General features: G+C 42.8%; 16 protein-coding genes. All 16 read left to right on the top strand.

Annotated elements, in window-relative coordinates:
* Positions 1-19 precede the first annotated feature (19 nt).
* Positions 20-451: a type II 3-dehydroquinate dehydratase gene (aroQ, locus tag VMW39_07860; protein HUW23931.1), complete on the top strand. Its 432-nt coding sequence runs from the start codon at positions 20-22 to the stop codon at positions 449-451.
* A gap of 216 nt (positions 452-667) precedes the next feature.
* Positions 668-1,783, top strand: coding sequence for a Xaa-Pro peptidase family protein (locus tag VMW39_07855; protein HUW23930.1), 1,116 nt, complete (start codon positions 668-670; stop codon positions 1,781-1,783).
* Positions 1,784-1,933: 150 nt separating this feature from the next.
* On the top strand, positions 1,934-2,491 hold the full coding sequence (gene efp / locus VMW39_07850) for an elongation factor P (GenBank protein HUW23929.1): 558 nt from the start codon (positions 1,934-1,936) through the stop codon (positions 2,489-2,491).
* Positions 2,492-2,586: 95 nt separating this feature from the next.
* Complete coding sequence (gene accB, locus VMW39_07845) at positions 2,587-3,150, top strand: acetyl-CoA carboxylase biotin carboxyl carrier protein (GenBank protein HUW23928.1); 564 nt, start codon at positions 2,587-2,589, stop codon at positions 3,148-3,150.
* Between the two features lie 175 nt (positions 3,151-3,325).
* Positions 3,326-4,675, top strand: a complete 1,350-nt coding sequence (locus VMW39_07840; protein ID HUW23927.1) for an acetyl-CoA carboxylase biotin carboxylase subunit — start codon at positions 3,326-3,328, stop codon at positions 4,673-4,675.
* Positions 4,676-4,789: 114 nt separating this feature from the next.
* Positions 4,790-5,185, top strand: coding sequence for a thiamine-phosphate pyrophosphorylase (locus VMW39_07835; protein HUW23926.1), 396 nt, complete (start codon positions 4,790-4,792; stop codon positions 5,183-5,185).
* Positions 5,186-5,194: 9 nt separating this feature from the next.
* Positions 5,195-6,028 (top strand): phosphatase PAP2 family protein, encoded by an 834-nt coding sequence (locus tag VMW39_07830; GenBank protein ID HUW23925.1) that lies wholly within the window; start codon positions 5,195-5,197, stop codon positions 6,026-6,028.
* 23 nt (positions 6,029-6,051) lie between these two features.
* Positions 6,052-6,765, top strand: coding sequence for a thiamine phosphate synthase (locus tag VMW39_07825; protein HUW23924.1), 714 nt, complete (start codon positions 6,052-6,054; stop codon positions 6,763-6,765).
* A 4-nt stretch (positions 6,766-6,769) separates the two neighbouring features.
* On the top strand, positions 6,770-8,071 hold the full coding sequence (thiC, locus tag VMW39_07820; GenBank protein ID HUW23923.1) for a phosphomethylpyrimidine synthase ThiC: 1,302 nt from the start codon (positions 6,770-6,772) through the stop codon (positions 8,069-8,071).
* Between the two features lie 15 nt (positions 8,072-8,086).
* On the top strand, positions 8,087-8,875 hold the full coding sequence (locus tag VMW39_07815; protein ID HUW23922.1) for a UvrB/UvrC motif-containing protein: 789 nt from the start codon (positions 8,087-8,089) through the stop codon (positions 8,873-8,875).
* A gap of 12 nt (positions 8,876-8,887) precedes the next feature.
* On the top strand, positions 8,888-9,436 hold the full coding sequence (yfcE, locus tag VMW39_07810) for a phosphodiesterase (protein HUW23921.1): 549 nt from the start codon (positions 8,888-8,890) through the stop codon (positions 9,434-9,436).
* Positions 9,437-9,588: 152 nt separating this feature from the next.
* Positions 9,589-10,881 carry a competence/damage-inducible protein A gene (locus VMW39_07805; GenBank protein ID HUW23920.1) on the top strand — a complete coding sequence of 431 codons (1,293 nt, stop codon included), beginning with the start codon at positions 9,589-9,591 and terminating at the stop codon, positions 10,879-10,881.
* A 1-nt stretch (position 10,882) separates the two neighbouring features.
* Positions 10,883-11,608: a GAF and ANTAR domain-containing protein gene (locus VMW39_07800; GenBank protein ID HUW23919.1), complete on the top strand. Its 726-nt coding sequence runs from the start codon at positions 10,883-10,885 to the stop codon at positions 11,606-11,608.
* Positions 11,609-11,759: 151 nt separating this feature from the next.
* Positions 11,760-12,149 carry an IS200/IS605 family transposase gene (tnpA, locus tag VMW39_07795; GenBank protein HUW23918.1) on the top strand — a complete coding sequence of 130 codons (390 nt, stop codon included), beginning with the start codon at positions 11,760-11,762 and terminating at the stop codon, positions 12,147-12,149.
* Positions 12,146-13,372: a transposase gene (locus VMW39_07790; GenBank protein HUW23917.1), complete on the top strand. Its 1,227-nt coding sequence runs from the start codon at positions 12,146-12,148 to the stop codon at positions 13,370-13,372. The genes tnpA and VMW39_07790 overlap by 4 nt, the downstream gene beginning before the upstream one ends.
* A 349-nt stretch (positions 13,373-13,721) precedes the next feature.
* The coding region (gene mnmG / locus VMW39_07785) for a tRNA uridine-5-carboxymethylaminomethyl(34) synthesis enzyme MnmG (GenBank protein ID HUW23916.1) at positions 13,722-15,217 on the top strand (1,496 nt) is incomplete at its 3' end.

Here is a 15,217-nt window from a genome sequence, read left to right as displayed (position 1 = left end):
GGAATTGTTAGGAGGAGAAATGAAGCTTTTAGTGATTAATGGTCCCAATCTTGACCTTTTAGGTGAGAGGCAACCTGAGGTATATGGCAGGCTGACTCTAAAGGAAATTAACGAAAAAATGGTCGAATTAGCTAAAGAACTGCGATGTGAACTCGAGTTCTTCCAGTCTAACCATGAAGGGGAGATTGTGGAGACTATTGGAAAAGCCAAGGGTAAATTCGACTTTTTAATCATTAATCCTGCTGCTTATACCCATACAAGTGTGGCTATCAGGGACGCTATTGTGGCTACAGGGATTCCTACTATTGAGGTTCATCTGTCAAATATCTACGGACGGGAGGAGTTTCGTCGGAAGTCTTTAATTGTGCCGGTGGCTGTTGGCCAGATTTGTGGTTTTGGTCCGGATGGGTATCTTCTGGCATTGAGAGCCGCAGTGGGGATGAAGGAATAGTTATCGGAGTCGCTCGGTTGATAATTTAAAAGATAGTTTGCTCATCGCTGAGGAATTTATTAACGCCAAAAAACTTCAGACTCTGCAAAGAGCAAATCAAAACTCCTCGCTTCGCTCGTCAAACAGTGATTTGCTTCAAAGAAAAAGGTGTCCTCGTTTTTTGGCTAAAATTCCTAAAATCTTCGCAAACTATCTTTCGAATTTCAGGGTTTTAAGATGACGAAGAATGAGAATGAAATGGTTGATAGACTGGGAAAGTTAAGAGAGATTCTTAAACAGAAGAGGATTGGGGGATTCTTAATTACTAGCCCTTCGAACCTTTTCTATTTGAGTGGTTTTCGAGCGGAAGGTAGCTTCGCTCTGGTAACTCAAAGAGAGGCGAGGATTTTTGTTCCTGAATTATTATACGAGCAGGCTAAGGAAATAGCGAGAAACTTCGAAGTGATGGGCTTCAGGAATAAACTTTGGGAGAAGCTGGGGAAATTCCTCACTGGTGAGAAAATAAGAAAGCTGGGTTTTGAAGCAGGAGGAGTTTCAATTAAAAGATATAAGGAGATGGGAAAGGCTTTCAGGAGAGTCAGGTTAGTGCCTTTAGATGGCCTGGTGGAAGAGATGCGAATAGTTAAAACAGAAGAAGAGGTGGGCCTTATCAGAAAGAGTGCCCAGATCTGTGTGGCAGCTTTTCGATTCATAAAAAAGAGAATTAGAATAGGAATGAAGGAGAGAATCATTGCTTGCCAGCTCGAATATTTTATGAAGAAAAGAGGTGCCCAGAAGTCTTCTTTTGAGATTATAGTCGCTTCTGGGGAGAATACTGCCTATCCCCACCATCACACAGGAGAGAGGAAGATAAGGTCGGGCGACTGTCTGCTTATTGATATGGGATGCGTGTACAAGGGTTACTGTTCCGACTTGACAAGACCTCTATTTTTGGATATAATAACGAATAATCCTGGAAAAAGTCTCCGGGCTACATTGTCCTTTGAATTCAAAGGCAAATATAAGAAGATTTACCAGGTGGTGCGCAAGGCCCAGAGAGCTGCTATAGAGAAGATAAGACCCGGGGTTAGGTGTTCAATTATCGATTCTGCAGCCAGGAAAGCGATTGCCCGAGCTGGGTTTGGTGACTATTTTATCCACAGGACTGGCCATGGAATTGGACTGGACGTCCACGAACTCCCCTGGGTGGAAGAGAATAGCAAGCAGGTTTTGAGAACGGGGATGGTTTTGACTGTTGAGCCGGGAGTCTATGTTCCAGGTTTTGGCGGAATGAGAATCGAAGATATGGTTTTAGTTACGAAAAAAGGTTATGAGGTGTTAACAAAGGAATAACCCCCTCACCCCAACCCTCTCCCCAAAGGGGAGAGGGAGAAAGTGAAAGTCAACAGAGGGATAGTCCCCTCATCCCTGGCCGTGGCTCGTGCCAGGCACGGGCAGGCCCAACCCTCTCCCCAAAGGGGAGAGGGAGAAAAGGTTTAGTATATGGTTTCAGCCAGGGACTTTAAGAACGGGATTAATATTGAACTTAACGGCGAGCTATTCACTGTTATCTGGTTCCAGCACCATAAGCCCGGCAAGGGCGGAGCTATGGTGAGGACAAAATTGAAGAGCCTGGCCACAGGACGGATTATGGAAAAGACTTTTCGGCCTGAGGATAGGTTTGAACAGGCTTTCCTGGAAAGGAGAAAAAAGCAGTATTTATATAAGGATGAGAAGAATTACTACTTTATGGACATGGAAACTTTTGAGCAGATTCCTTTTACGGAAAAAGAGTTAGGTGAGGGTACACAGTTTTTAAAAGAGAATATGGAAATAGAAGTTCTTATATATAAAGGGCGGATAATCGGGGCAGAAATGCCCAACTCTGTAAAACTTAAGGTTACCTATACGGAACCGGGAAAGAAAGGCAATACTGTTACTAATGTGACTAAGCCGGCTGAAGTGGAAACAGGGGCAAAAATCCAGGTGCCTCTATTTATCAATACCGGTGATACAATTCGAGTGGACACGCAGACTGGCAAATATATCGAGAGAGTATAGATTCAAACAAAATTTTTTGGCCACTGGTTGGAGTGGCCTATTTATTTGTTAACCCTTTGATGGGTAAGGCAGAGAGAAGTTTCTGAGGAGGGATTATGAGAAAGAAGAAGAGTAAAAATAGCAGTAATAAGAAGGCAAAAGAACTAGTGCAGATAAGAGAATTTGTCAACCTTGTAAAAGATGCCGATATTACAGAGCTTCTATGGGAAAACGACGGAACGAAAATAAGTTTTAAAAGGGGAGCACCTAATTTGGATGAACAAAAAGAATCAGCCCAGAAGGAAGCAGGTGCTTATGAAACTTTTCCTTCCAGCCCCAAGACAGAGGAAGGGAGTTCCCAGCAAAAAGAAGAAATCCTCCCTTTTTCAGAAAAGTACACCATAATTAAATCTCACATGGTGGGAACTTTTTATAATTCACTTTCTGAAGACCAATCTCCTCTGGTTAAGGTTAAAGATGTCATCAAACCTGGACAAAAAATCTGCGTTATTGAGGCTATGAAAATTATGAGGGAGATCTCTGCTGATAAAGGGGGAAAAGTAGTTAAAATTTTGGTAGAGGACGGTCACCCAGTAGAATATGGGCAAGATATGTTTTTGATAGACCCTTATTATGAAAGAGAGGGGGCATCTAAGAGTTCAAAGAAAAGACATAAGTAACCCCCGCCCATTAAGAATGGGCGAGGGTAAACCCCATTAGAAGGTTTTTGCCCGTTTAGAGATAAATCTCTAACGGGGTTAGAAATCTTTGATTTCTGAGAGGGTTTGGACTTACTGTGGGGATAGACCAATCTGACGAAGTAAGGTTTTCTAAGGGAAAGAGGAGGAAATTTTAATGTTCAAAAAGATTTTAATAGCTAACCGGGGCGAGATTGCATTGAGGATAATTCGTGCTTGTCGGGAAATGAAGATAAAGACAGTAGCCGTCCACTCAGAGGCAGATAATGGTTCCTTACATACGAGGTTTGCTGATGAGAGTGTCTGTATTGGACCCGCACCTTCGGATGAGAGTTATCTTAATATCCCCAATATAATCAGTGCAGCGGAAATTACTGGCGCTGATGCAATCCATCCTGGGTATGGATTTTTGGCAGAGAACACCTATTTTGCAGAGGTTTGCCAATCCTGTAATATTACTTTCATTGGACCGTCCAAAGAAGTAATCTTGAAGATGGGAGATAAAAGTAGAGCGAGAAAGGCAATGGAAAAGGCAGGGGTGCCTATCATTCCCGGTAGTAAGGGAACTATTTCCAAGATAGATGATGCTCTGAAACTGGCAAGAAAGATTAAATATCCTATAGTGGTAAAGGCATCTGCTGGCGGCGGTGGCAAAGGAATGCGCATTGTCCAGAACCAGGAAGGGTTGAAGAATGCAGTGATGACCTGCCAGAGTGAGGCTAAAGCAGCCTTTGGCAAGGAGGAAGTATATCTGGAGAAGTATATTTCCAAACCAAGACATGTTGAGTTCCAGATTCTGGGGGACAGGAAAGGCAATATTATCTACTTGCCAGAGAGGGATTGTTCCATACAGCGTCGCCACCAAAAGTTGGTCGAGGAATCGCCTTCTCCTGCAGTTAACTCGAAGTTGCGACGCAAGATGGGGCATGCGGCTGTTAAAGCCGCTAAAGCAGTAAAATATACTACTGTGGGCACAGTGGAATTCTTGTTGGATAACGACGATGATTTCTATTTTATGGAGATGAACACAAGGATTCAGGTAGAACATCCCGTGACCGAACTTATTTCCGGGATCGATCTGGTTAAGATGCAGATCAAGTTGGCTGCCGGTGAGAAGTTGAATCTCGACCAGGATAAAATTAAGATTTGTGGAAATGCTATTGAATGCCGGATAAATGCTGAGGACCCTGATAAAGACTTCTTGCCTTCTTCGGGTACGATTTCTAGTTATATTATCCCGGGAGGACCCGGGGTGAGAGTGGATACGGGCATTTATCAAGGTTACACTATACCGTCCTTCTACGATTCAATGATTGCCAAGTTAATCGTGATTGGAGATAATAGGCAGGAGGCGATTGCTCGCATGGAAAGGGCTCTCGGCGAATTTGTTATTGAGGGAGTAAAGACTACTATTCCTTTCCATACCAAAGTCATGGCTGATGAGTTTTACAGAAAGGGGGAAGTCGACACCAGTTTTATTCAGAAAAGAATATTTAAACAAGGATAAAGGGGTAGTTTTCGGAGTCGCTCGGTCAGCAAAACCTCGCTCAAATTCCGCCAGCGCTCACGCGAAACCTGGCGGAATTGACGGGCTCAATAAATTGAGCCCTGACGCTTTGAGATGCAAAATAAATATAGACTTTTGGACGCTAATCTAAACAGAGCCAGAGAAGGGTTACGGGTCATTGAAGATGTAGCCCGTTTTTTATATAACGATAAGGAGTTATGTAAAAAGCTAAAAAATCTCAGGCATAATTTGAGTAAGATTACCCAAAGCGTCTACCCTCGATTAGTAAAGTCCAGGGAACCTGAAAAGGATGTGGGGCTGTTCATCAAAGAAGGAAAGAGGGGTAATCTCAAGGATATCGTTTTTGCAAATTTCAGAAGAGTAGAAGAGGGAATAAGAGTTCTGGAAGAGTTTTCCAGACTTATTTCTGCGGATGCGGGAGGCAGGTTTAAGAAAATCAGATTTAAAGTTTATGGGATAGAGAAAAAGATAGTTACTCGCATTTCTTAGAAGGTCAGATTGGGCCTTGAAAGGGGAGAATTGAAGAAAAACTGGCTCAGCATAGTTCTTTCAATTTTTATCCTTTCCTTTTTTTCCCCAGGTGAGCCTGCCTTTGCTTCTGAAAAAAGAAATATATTTTCTCGGTTCGGCAGAGACTTCAAATATATCTTTACCAGTCCTCTCAGATTAGGCAAGTCTGATGTTCTTCCACTCTCAGCAATTCTTCTGGGCACTTGCGGATTGATGGCTTTAGATGAAGACATCAGGGATTCAGTCCAGGATTCTGGCAGTAATAGCTGGGATGAAATATTCTCCTTCTCAAAACAGTTTGGGGATGGCAGAGCAACTCTTTCTATTGCCGGGATTTTTTATTTGGCTGGTGAAATTTTCCATGATGAGAAATCTCGAGACACAGGGGTTTCGGCTTTGGAATCCTTTATTTTTTCAGGAATTATATGTCAAACTCTTAAAGTGCTGGCGGGAAGGAGTAGACCGTATCGTGAGGAAGGTAGTGGGAAATTCTACGGACCGACATTTGACAATGCCAAGTTATCCCTTCCCTCTGGCCATGCCACTGTAGCTTTTTCTCTGGCTTCAGTTATAGCTTCAGAGTATGATAGTCTCCTCGTCGATATAAGTGCTTATACAATTGCCAGCCTTACGGCACTCTCCCGGGTTTACCACGATAAACATTGGACTTCAGATGTAGCTCTGGGAGCTGTTATTGGCACTCTGGTGGGAAGGGCAGTAGTCTATCAGAATAAAAAGGAGAACACAGAGAACACAGGGATATTTCCTTGGGCCAGAGCAAAGGAGATGGGCTTTGAGGTAGGTTTTGCACAAAAGTTCTAACGTAGTGAGAGGATAATTCGTCTATGATTAAGACTTTGCAGGATGTGGAACTATACGTTATCCTTTCTCCCAGGGCGGATATGGATTACTTGAAGATGGCTGAGGAAGCCCTCCTGGGGGGAGCTGATATGGTTCAGCTCAGGGTAAAAGACTGGATGGATAAGAAAACAATCGAGATTGGGGAGAAATTGAGGGAAATTACTGCTAACTACGAGGTGCCCATGGTAATGAATGACCGGTTAGACATTGCTCTGGCCCTGGGGGCTGATGGAGTCCATCTTGGCCAACAGGATATGCCTTTAACGTTAGTCAGGAGACTCCTAATGTGGGAAGCAGCAGGAGCTTCAATATATAAAGGCCAGAAGCAAAAGCTACAGAAAGGTACTCCTCTTCCCAAAGGGCGCTCTATTACCCGTTTCATAGGTGTTTCTACTCACAGTTTAAAGGAAGCCATCAAAGCAGAAAAAGAGGGCGCCGATTATATCAGTATCGGGCCGATCTTCTCCACTCCCTCCAAGCCTGAGTTAAAGCAAATAGGGCTTAACCCGGTTCGGCAAGTAAGAAAAAAAGTGAACATACCCTTCTTTGCTATTGGTGGGATTGACCAGGAGAATGTCGCAGAAGTTATCCGTGCAGGTGCGGAAAGAGTGGCTGTTATCCATGCTGTTTCCAGTGCTAAAAATGTAAGAAAAGCTGCACAGGAGATGAAGAGAAAAATTAAACAGGCAAAGGGTTAAATTGATGACACAATTGGAATGGGCTAAAAAGAAAAAGATTACCAGTGAAATGAGAAGAGTTGCTCGTGATGAGGGCTTAACTCCAGAATATATACGTTCCTGTATTGCTGAGGGGACAGTGGTTATACCTGTTAATGTAAAACGTCACCAACGCAATAAATTACGAATCATAGGAATAGGGAAAGGTTTAAGAACAAAGGTGAACGCCAACATCGGTTCTTCTCCAGATAAAGTGAGTTTGGCGGAAGAGAAGAACAAGTTAGATGCAGCCATTGAAGCTGGAGCAGATACCGTAATGGACCTCTCCACAGGGGGAGATATTGGAAAGATAAGAAGAATGGTTCTCCAACGCTCCATTCTGCCTGTAGGGACTGTGCCCATCTATCAGGCTGCTTGCGAGACTGCTCGTAAAGGTAAAAAAATCAGCAAAATGAATATAGATGGTATCTTTCGCATAATTGAACAACAGGCTGAGGAAGGGGTCGACTTTATGACTGTCCACTGTGGAGTTACCCGGAGAATTGTTGAGACTTTAAGGAGAAGTAAAAGAATTACCGGGATTGTTAGCAGGGGTGGAGCGTTTCTGGCACAGTGGATAGTGGATAATAATAAAGAAAATCCTCTATATGAACAATTCGACAGGCTCCTGGATATCGCCTATAAGTATGATGTGACTTTGAGCCTGGGAGATGGACTCAGGCCGGGATGCCTTGCTGATGCCACAGATGAAGTGCAGATTGCCGAGCTTTCTGTACTGGGAGAACTGACAAAAAGGGCACGGGAGAAAAATGTTCAGGTGATGATAGAAGGACCTGGACATGTTCCTTTAAATCAGATTGAAGCCAATGTTTTGTTGGAAAAGAGTCTGTGTAAGGGCGCACCCTTCTATGTTTTGGGTCCTCTAGTGACTGATGTTGCACCGGGTTACGACCATATTGTTTGTGCTATTGGCGGAGCGATTGCTGCTGCCTCTGGTGCCGATTTCCTGTGTTATGTTACTCCCGCGGAGCACCTTCGCCTCCCTGATGTGGAGGATGTAACCGAGGGGGTAATTGCTACCAGGATTGCTGCCCATGCGGCTGATGTGGCCAAGGGAGTAAAGGGAGCATTAAATTGGGATATCCGGATATCTAGAGCAAGAGGTTCCCTCGACTGGAAAAGACAGGAAAGATTCTCTATTAACCCTAAAAAGTTCAGGGAAGAGAGGAAAAAGTCGAAACCAAAAGATGTCCGGGTTTGCACGATGTGCGGTGAGTTTTGTGCAATGAGACAGAGTGGTCTTCTGTCTAAAGAGACGAAATTTTAAAAAAGGGAAAAGAAAATGCGTGACGACATCAGTGAACTTCTCAAGGCGTGGGAATATGACCGGCTAAATAACATAAGAAAGATAAAAGGGAAAGATGGCAAAGAAAAAATTCAGATAAGACTGTCCTTAGGAATTGAGCAATTCGAGGTAGACGGAAGGCCTGATGGCAAGAGGCCCTATGGGAAAGAGTCGCTTTTGGAGTACTACCGGACAAAAGTTGAAGTTCATAAGAAGAGAAGGGGAACCGATGAGGGGTTTGGTCTCACAATAAAAGACTGCTCAAGATTATATGAAGAAGGACTATTATATTACTATCGTTACGTTCTATTTTTTCAGTTAAAAGATTATGAAAGAATGGTCAGAGATACTCAACGGAATATTGAATATTTCGATTTTGTAAAGAAATACACAATCGAGGAAGAAGACAGAGTGGCTCTGGAGCAGTATCGACCATACATAATAAGAATGAATGTACTGGGAAAGGGACTTGCCTATCTGGAAAGAAAAGAATATGAGGAAGCTTGGAAAAAGATGGAAGAGGGAATTAGAACGATCGAATCCCTTCCCGATATGGAAAACGCAACTTTTACTTATGAAAAGGGAAGGTCTTTAGGTATTTTAAGAGGTATGGTAAAAGAGATTCTCGGGAAGAAACCCCTTTCAGAGAAGGATGAACTTCAGAAAAAGCTTCAGGAGTCTATTGAACAGGAAAATTATGAGAGGGCAGCTCAGCTCCGGGATATAATACAGAAATTAGAAGGAACAAAACGCGGAGGTTATAAAAAGAGAGATAAGAATAAATAAGAGAGGCAAAGGATGAAGATTGGTGTTATTGCAGATACACATGGTGATTTAGTGGGTTGGCAGAAAGTAATGGAAGAAATCTTTCCTGATGTGGATATGATTATTCACGCCGGGGATCTATTCAATTACGGGCCCAGGAATCCCATGCCTGAGGGTTTTGCTCCCGGGGAATTAGTCGAGGAGATGAATGGGATAGAAATTCCCCTGGTGGCGGTGCGGGGAAACTGTGATTCAGATGTCGATGATTCTGTGGTCAATTTTCCCGTGCAGAGCCCGTTTGCTTTAGTTCAGATAGGTTCCCTCAGGATTATAGTGAACCACGGGGATAAATTGAGTGATGAGGGAAAAGTTAACCTTGCCAAGAGATGGCGCGCCAATATTTTTATCTCTGGTCATACCCACCGGCCGAAATTAGCCAGAGAGGGAGACGTAGTATTTTTAAATCCAGGCAGTCCCTCTTTGCCCAAGGAGAATCCCACAGTAGGGTTAATTGAAGAGACGGATGGTGAGGTGGAGATAAGAATTATTGATGTGGAAACAGGCAAGGTGATGATGGAATAAGGGAGGATGAAGGGATAGTTATCGGAGTCGCTCGGTAGTGTAGGGCTTTATGCCCGTAAAATTACGCCCATAAAGGGCTACACTACAGAAAACCTGATGGAATTAAAGCTCCTGTAACTATCCCTTCGTTTTCAGGGTATTGAGAGGTTGAAATGAAAGTGGAGTTGGTCTCCGTTGGTACGGAGCTGTTGAAGGGGAAGATTAATACTGATAATGCTTATTTGGGCGAGAAGCTTGACAGCATCGGATTGGCCATAGATAGGGAAACTACGGTTGGTGATAGTCGAGAAAAGATTGAAAGCGTCCTTCAGGAGGCTTTAAACAGGTCTGATATTATAATCACCACTGGTGGGTTGGGTCCAACATTTGATGATTTAACCCGGGAGGTTATGGCTAAGGTGTTAAAGAAAAAACTGGTCTTCGACCGGGAAGTGATGCACCAGATTGCTGCCCATTTTGCAAAGAGGGATCTGGAAATGCCCAAAGATAACGAAAAGCAGGCTTATATCATCGAAGGTGCTAAAGTCATTCCCAATAAGGTGGGCACTGCTCCCGGAATAGTCGTGGAAAGAAAAACTAAGGCCGGTTCGAAATCAAAAGTTCAAAAAGCGAGTGTTATAATTATGTTACCCGGACCTCCTCGGGAGATGAAACCTATGGTAGAGGAGGTTGTATTGCCGTATCTCAAGGAGAGGTATGAGCGAAAAATATTAAAGAAATGCGTTCTCCATATTTCCGGGTTGACGGAGTCTGCCGTTTATGAGAAGATTAAGGAAGTGGTGGAAATTGAGCGGAGGATGGAAGGTGGAATTTTGAGGTTTTCTATATTAGCCCATCTGGCAAGGATAGATGTGGAGATTTCAGGTGAAGGCGAGAACGAGTTACTTGTTGATGAAATGCTGCACAAGGCAAGGCAAGAAATTTACGATTGTCTGGGAGACTATATTTACGGAGAAGATGAAGATACTTTAGAAAGCGTGGTGGGTAAGTTACTGCTTAGTAAGAGATTGACCCTGGCAGTGGCTGAATCTTGTACGGGGGGATTGATTGGTGATAGAATTACTGATTTTGCCGGCAGTTCGGTATATTTTAAAGAAGGAGTTGTGGCCTACAGTAACGAAGCGAAAGTTAGAGTTTTGCAAGTTAAAGAAGAGACTCTAAACGAATTTGGTGCGGTTTCCCGGGAGAGCGCCTTGGAAATGGCCCGTGGAGTACAGAGAATCAGCGGAACGGATATAGGTTTGGCTACCACTGGAATTGCCGGACCTACCGGAGGAACTGCTAAGAAACCGGTAGGCTTGGTCTACGTAGCTCTGGCGTGGCCTGAGATGGGCGTGGAGATATGTAAGGAGTTTCGCTTTGGAGGAAAAAGAAGAGAAATAAAAGAAAGCACAGCGATAAACGCACTGGATATCTTGAGAAAGGCTTTAAGGGAAAAAGAGTAAGATGAAAAAGAAAACCGAAAAATCGGAAAGTAAAGATAAGTCCTACAACAAACGGTTAAAAGCACTCTCCAGGATAAGCAAGGCAATCTCTTCTGAAATTTATCTGGATAATATTTTGAAATTGATTGTAACTGTAACTGCTGAGGTGATGGGGTCTAAAATATGTTCCTTAATGTTACTGGATGAAGATAGGAAGGAACTAATTGTGCGAGCGACTCAGTCGATCAGTGAGGAGTATAACAGGAAACCGAATGTGAAATTAGGAGAGGGTATCGCAGGAAGGGTTGCTCAGGATAATAGACCCATTAGTGTTCTGGATGTAAAGAAGGACCCTCGCTATATAAGTGTGAAGATAGCCAAAAAAGAAAAGTTATGTTCACTGTTAAGTGTCCCTCTTAGCGTGAGGGGGAAGGTGATTGGAGTTATTAATTGCTACACTTCTTCGCCTCACCGATTTACCAAATCGGAAATGGATGTGCTTACTACAGTAGCCAATCAGGCTGCCATTGCTATTGAGAATACGGAACTTATGGTGAAGTCTAAAGTTATTCAGGAAGAGTTGGAAACCCGCAAACTCGTAGAGAGGGCAAAGGATATATTGATGGAAGAGCTGGCGATATCTGGGCGAGAGGCTTTCCGAAAAATACAGAAGCAGAGCATGAATAGCCGCAAGCCCATGCGGGAAATCGCTGAGGCTATAATTTTGGCCAGGGAGATAAAAAAATAATAAAAAGCAGATTGCCTGTTTTACAGCCTCCTAAGCGAGAAAGCACCCGGCTTTAGCCGTGGTGATGAATTGCTTCCTTTTGTTTTCTTTCCATTTTCTTTGCATTTTTTTCTTGACGAATTTGTTGATATATGCCATACTATATACAAATATGGAATACAAACATTCTCGTAACCAGGTTTATCTCATTAACTACCACCTGATATGGTGCCCAAAAAGAAGGAAACCTGTTCTTGTTGGCAGAGTTAAGAAACGCCTTGAGCAAATTATTAAAGAAGTTGCTAAAGAAAAAGGTGTTGAAATCCTTAATCTCAGCATACAGCCCGATCATGTTCATAACTTCGTCTCTGCCTATCCTACTATCGCTGTTCATAAGTTGGTTAAAGCATTTAAAGGTAAAAGTTCTCACTACCTACGTAGAGAATTCCCTGAACTATTAAAACTTCCTACTCTCTGGACGCACTTGTATTTTGTCTCTACAGCCGGCAACGTATCAAGCCAAACAATCCAAAAATATATTGAAGCACAGAGTAAATCATGATAACTAAAACTATTTTGTTGAAAATTAAAGAACCTGACATATTAAAATTTAAACTACTGCGACAAGAACATTCTAAAACCTTGAACTTGGGAATAGAATATCTTTCCAATCAGTGGCCGAACAAAACCAGTCATTCTCAACTTTACAGTTATCTTAAGAAAAAAACTATTATCCCGTCGTCAGTTCTCAACGAGGCGGTAAGACTTATTCGTTCCCGTTGGATAACTTTTTGTAAACAACGGAAACAACATATTAAAACTTCCATTCCCCATTTTAAGAATACCGTTGCTATTGGATTTAATAACCAAAATTGGTCTGTCAGAAAAGATGGTTGTAAATATTCTATAGGTTTTCCTATCAACGGCTCAAAACCATATTTTGAGTTAGCCTTATCCGACAGGCAAAAGGATACCCTTGATAGATTATCTACGGCACAAATTAAGATTGGGAACGGTCAACTTTTAGAACGAAAAAACAAATGGTATTTTGTAGCCACTCTTAATTTCTCCGAATCCGAACAAACCACCGGAGATAATATAGTCGGAGTTGATCTTGGGTTAAACAATATTGCCGTTTGTTATGACAAAGAACAAGGTAAAACCAAATTCTACTCTGGCAAAGAAATCAGGTTTCATAGAACCAGGTATGCCTCACGAAGAAAATCACTTGGTAAAGCCAAGAAACTTGATTGCATTCGTAAATCAAGAACCAAGGAACGGCGTTGGATGAAAGATTTTAACCATAAATTATCTCGCCGAATAATTAACTTTGCTCTTAAAGTAAAAGCAGGAATAATCCAGCTTGAGAATCTGAAAAACATAAGAACTACGGCTAAAACAAACCATAAACAAAGACAACGGCTGGGGAATACACTACACAACTGGCCATTTAACCAACTTAAACAATTTATAGAGTATAAAGCAAAAGAAATAGGAATAACTGTTGATATTATTGATCCTGCTTATACTTCTCAAGAATGCCCGAGATGTCATAACATAAGTCATTTAAACCGCAGTGGAGCGTGGTTCCGCTGCCGAGCCTGTGAGTATACCTCACACGCTGACAGAATCGGTGCAATAAACATAGCCAACCGACAACCTGGCGATGTGGTAACAACATCGCTGCCCGGGATTGTATATCCTTCTCGGGAAGGGCTGCCTGACACCGCCCCGAACTTAAGGGTTGCCCGAAACGGAAACGGACAGAGGGCGTCAACCACTTAAGAATCTCCCGAGTTTAGTCGTGGAGAGTGTCAATATATGACGTTGATGTCTTTTGCTCTGATGATTGGGGCAGAAGACATTTTTTTCTAACGTGAATTCAAATTGCACTCGCAAATATTTGTAAATGGTAACGGCGGGTTTCAACATGGATATTGCCGTGTCGGGTAGTCGCAGGCTTTAGCCTGCGTTAAGGAGTAGCAGACTTCAGTCTGCGCCTAGAGTAGTTCCGATTTATCGGAGTATTTAAGAATAGCATAAACGCAACCTAAAGGTTGCGGCTACCGAAAATATGAGAAAATGCAACCTAAGTCGATTTAGGTTTTTTGCCAAATCCAGGAGCAGATAGTTTATGTCTAAGATAAAATTACAGGGGAAAAAATATCAGGTTATTGTAGTGGGTGGTGGCCATGCTGGCTGTGAAGCAGCTCTTGCAGCATCCGGGCTTGGTTGTAGGACTCTACTTTTGACTATGAATCTGGATACTATTGCCTTTATGTCTTGTAACCCAGCAGTTGGTGGTTTAGCTAAGGGCCAGTTGGTTAAAGAGATAGATGCTTTGGGCGGGGAGATGGGTAAGAATACGGATGCCACAGCTATTCAGTTTCGACGATTGAACATGACCAAAGGTGCAGCTGTCCGTAGTTCACGAGCACAGGTGGATAGGCAAGCCTATCGGTTGAAGATGAAAAAAGTCTTAGAGAGACAGGAAAATCTGGAATTGAAACAAGCCCTGGTTGAAGAAATTCTGGTGGAGAAAAAAAGAGTGGTAGGAATAAAAACAGGCATTGGTGAGAAGTTTTATGCACAAGCAGTAATTATTACTCCCGGAACTTTCTTAAATGGATTAATTCATATTGGTTTGACCAATTTCCCTGCTGGCAGGATGGGTGACTTCCCGGCAGTAAAACTTTCAGAGAATCTTAAGGAACTCGGTTTTCGGATAGGCAGATTCAAAACAGGAACCTGTCCTCGCCTGGATGGAAAAACTATCGATTTTTCTAAACTCAAACCACAACAAGGCGATGAACTTCCCTTTCCTTTCTCTTTTACTACTAAAAAGGTAACTCAGTCTCAACTCCCCTGCTATATTACCTATACCAACAGTAAAACGCACCAGATAATCAGAGAAGGTTTAGACCGTTCCCCTCTGTATACTGGTGTTATCAAGGGGACAGGGGTACGCTACTGTCCCTCCATTGAAGATAAGGTAATGAAATTCCCGGAAAGAGAACGCCATCAGATTTTTTTGGAACCAGAAGGTGTTGATACATCCGAAGTTTATCCTAATGGCTTAGCCACCAGTTTGCCCATAGATATCCAGTTCAGGATGTTGCGTAGTATCGAGGGCCTGGAAAGGGTAGAGATAATGCGACCCGGTTATGGTATTGAACACGATTACGTCGAACCCACCGAGCTTCGACCAACACTGGAGACTAAATTAATCGAGAATCTTTACTTCTGTGGCCAAATTAATGGAACCACAGGTTATGAAGAAGCAGCAGCCCAGGGATTAATCGGTGGAATTAATGCTGTTCTGAAAATAGAGAATAAGCCACCGTTTATTCTCGACCGTTCGCAAGCTTATATTGGTGTCTTGATTGATGATTTAGTGACCAAGGGCACTAAGGAACCCTATCGTATGTTCACTTCCCGGGCTGAGTACCGACTAATTTTGAGAGAAGATAATGTCGATTTGAGACTAACTGAGAAGGCATACACCATCGGGCTGATTGGAGAAGGGAGATACCGGGAGGTAGAGGCCAAGAAGAGAGCCATCGAAAATGAGATAGCTCGATTAAAAGAGGTCAAGATTTTTCCCGATTCCCGGACAAATAAGAAATTTTC

The sequence above is a fragment of the bacterium genome, from assembly GCA_035530055.1.
In the GTDB taxonomy this organism is placed as follows: Bacteria; UBA6262; WVXT01; order WVXT01; family WVXT01; genus WVXT01.
Note: the sequence above shows the minus strand (reverse complement) of the source record. Positions and strands in the feature narration are given on the sequence as shown.

Bases quoted from the DNA above. Each gene is read 5' to 3' on its own strand.
- aroQ (HUW23931.1), top strand. From the start codon at position 20: ATGAAGCTTTTAGTGATTAATGGTCCCAATCTTGACCTTTTAGGTGAG.
- VMW39_07855 (HUW23930.1), top strand. From the start codon at position 668: ATGACGAAGAATGAGAATGAAATGGTTGATAGACTGGGAAAGTTAAGA.
- efp (HUW23929.1), top strand. From the start codon at position 1,934: ATGGTTTCAGCCAGGGACTTTAAGAACGGGATTAATATTGAACTTAAC.
- accB (HUW23928.1), top strand. From the start codon at position 2,587: ATGAGAAAGAAGAAGAGTAAAAATAGCAGTAATAAGAAGGCAAAAGAA.
- VMW39_07840 (HUW23927.1), top strand. From the start codon at position 3,326: ATGTTCAAAAAGATTTTAATAGCTAACCGGGGCGAGATTGCATTGAGG.
- VMW39_07835 (HUW23926.1), top strand. From the start codon at position 4,790: ATGCAAAATAAATATAGACTTTTGGACGCTAATCTAAACAGAGCCAGA.
- VMW39_07825 (HUW23924.1), top strand. From the start codon at position 6,052: ATGATTAAGACTTTGCAGGATGTGGAACTATACGTTATCCTTTCTCCC.
- thiC (HUW23923.1), top strand. From the start codon at position 6,770: ATGACACAATTGGAATGGGCTAAAAAGAAAAAGATTACCAGTGAAATG.
- VMW39_07815 (HUW23922.1), top strand. From the start codon at position 8,087: ATGCGTGACGACATCAGTGAACTTCTCAAGGCGTGGGAATATGACCGG.
- yfcE (HUW23921.1), top strand. From the start codon at position 8,888: ATGAAGATTGGTGTTATTGCAGATACACATGGTGATTTAGTGGGTTGG.
- VMW39_07805 (HUW23920.1), top strand. From the start codon at position 9,589: ATGAAAGTGGAGTTGGTCTCCGTTGGTACGGAGCTGTTGAAGGGGAAG.
- VMW39_07800 (HUW23919.1), top strand. From the start codon at position 10,883: ATGAAAAAGAAAACCGAAAAATCGGAAAGTAAAGATAAGTCCTACAAC.
- tnpA (HUW23918.1), top strand. From the start codon at position 11,760: ATGGAATACAAACATTCTCGTAACCAGGTTTATCTCATTAACTACCAC.
- VMW39_07790 (HUW23917.1), top strand. From the start codon at position 12,146: ATGATAACTAAAACTATTTTGTTGAAAATTAAAGAACCTGACATATTA.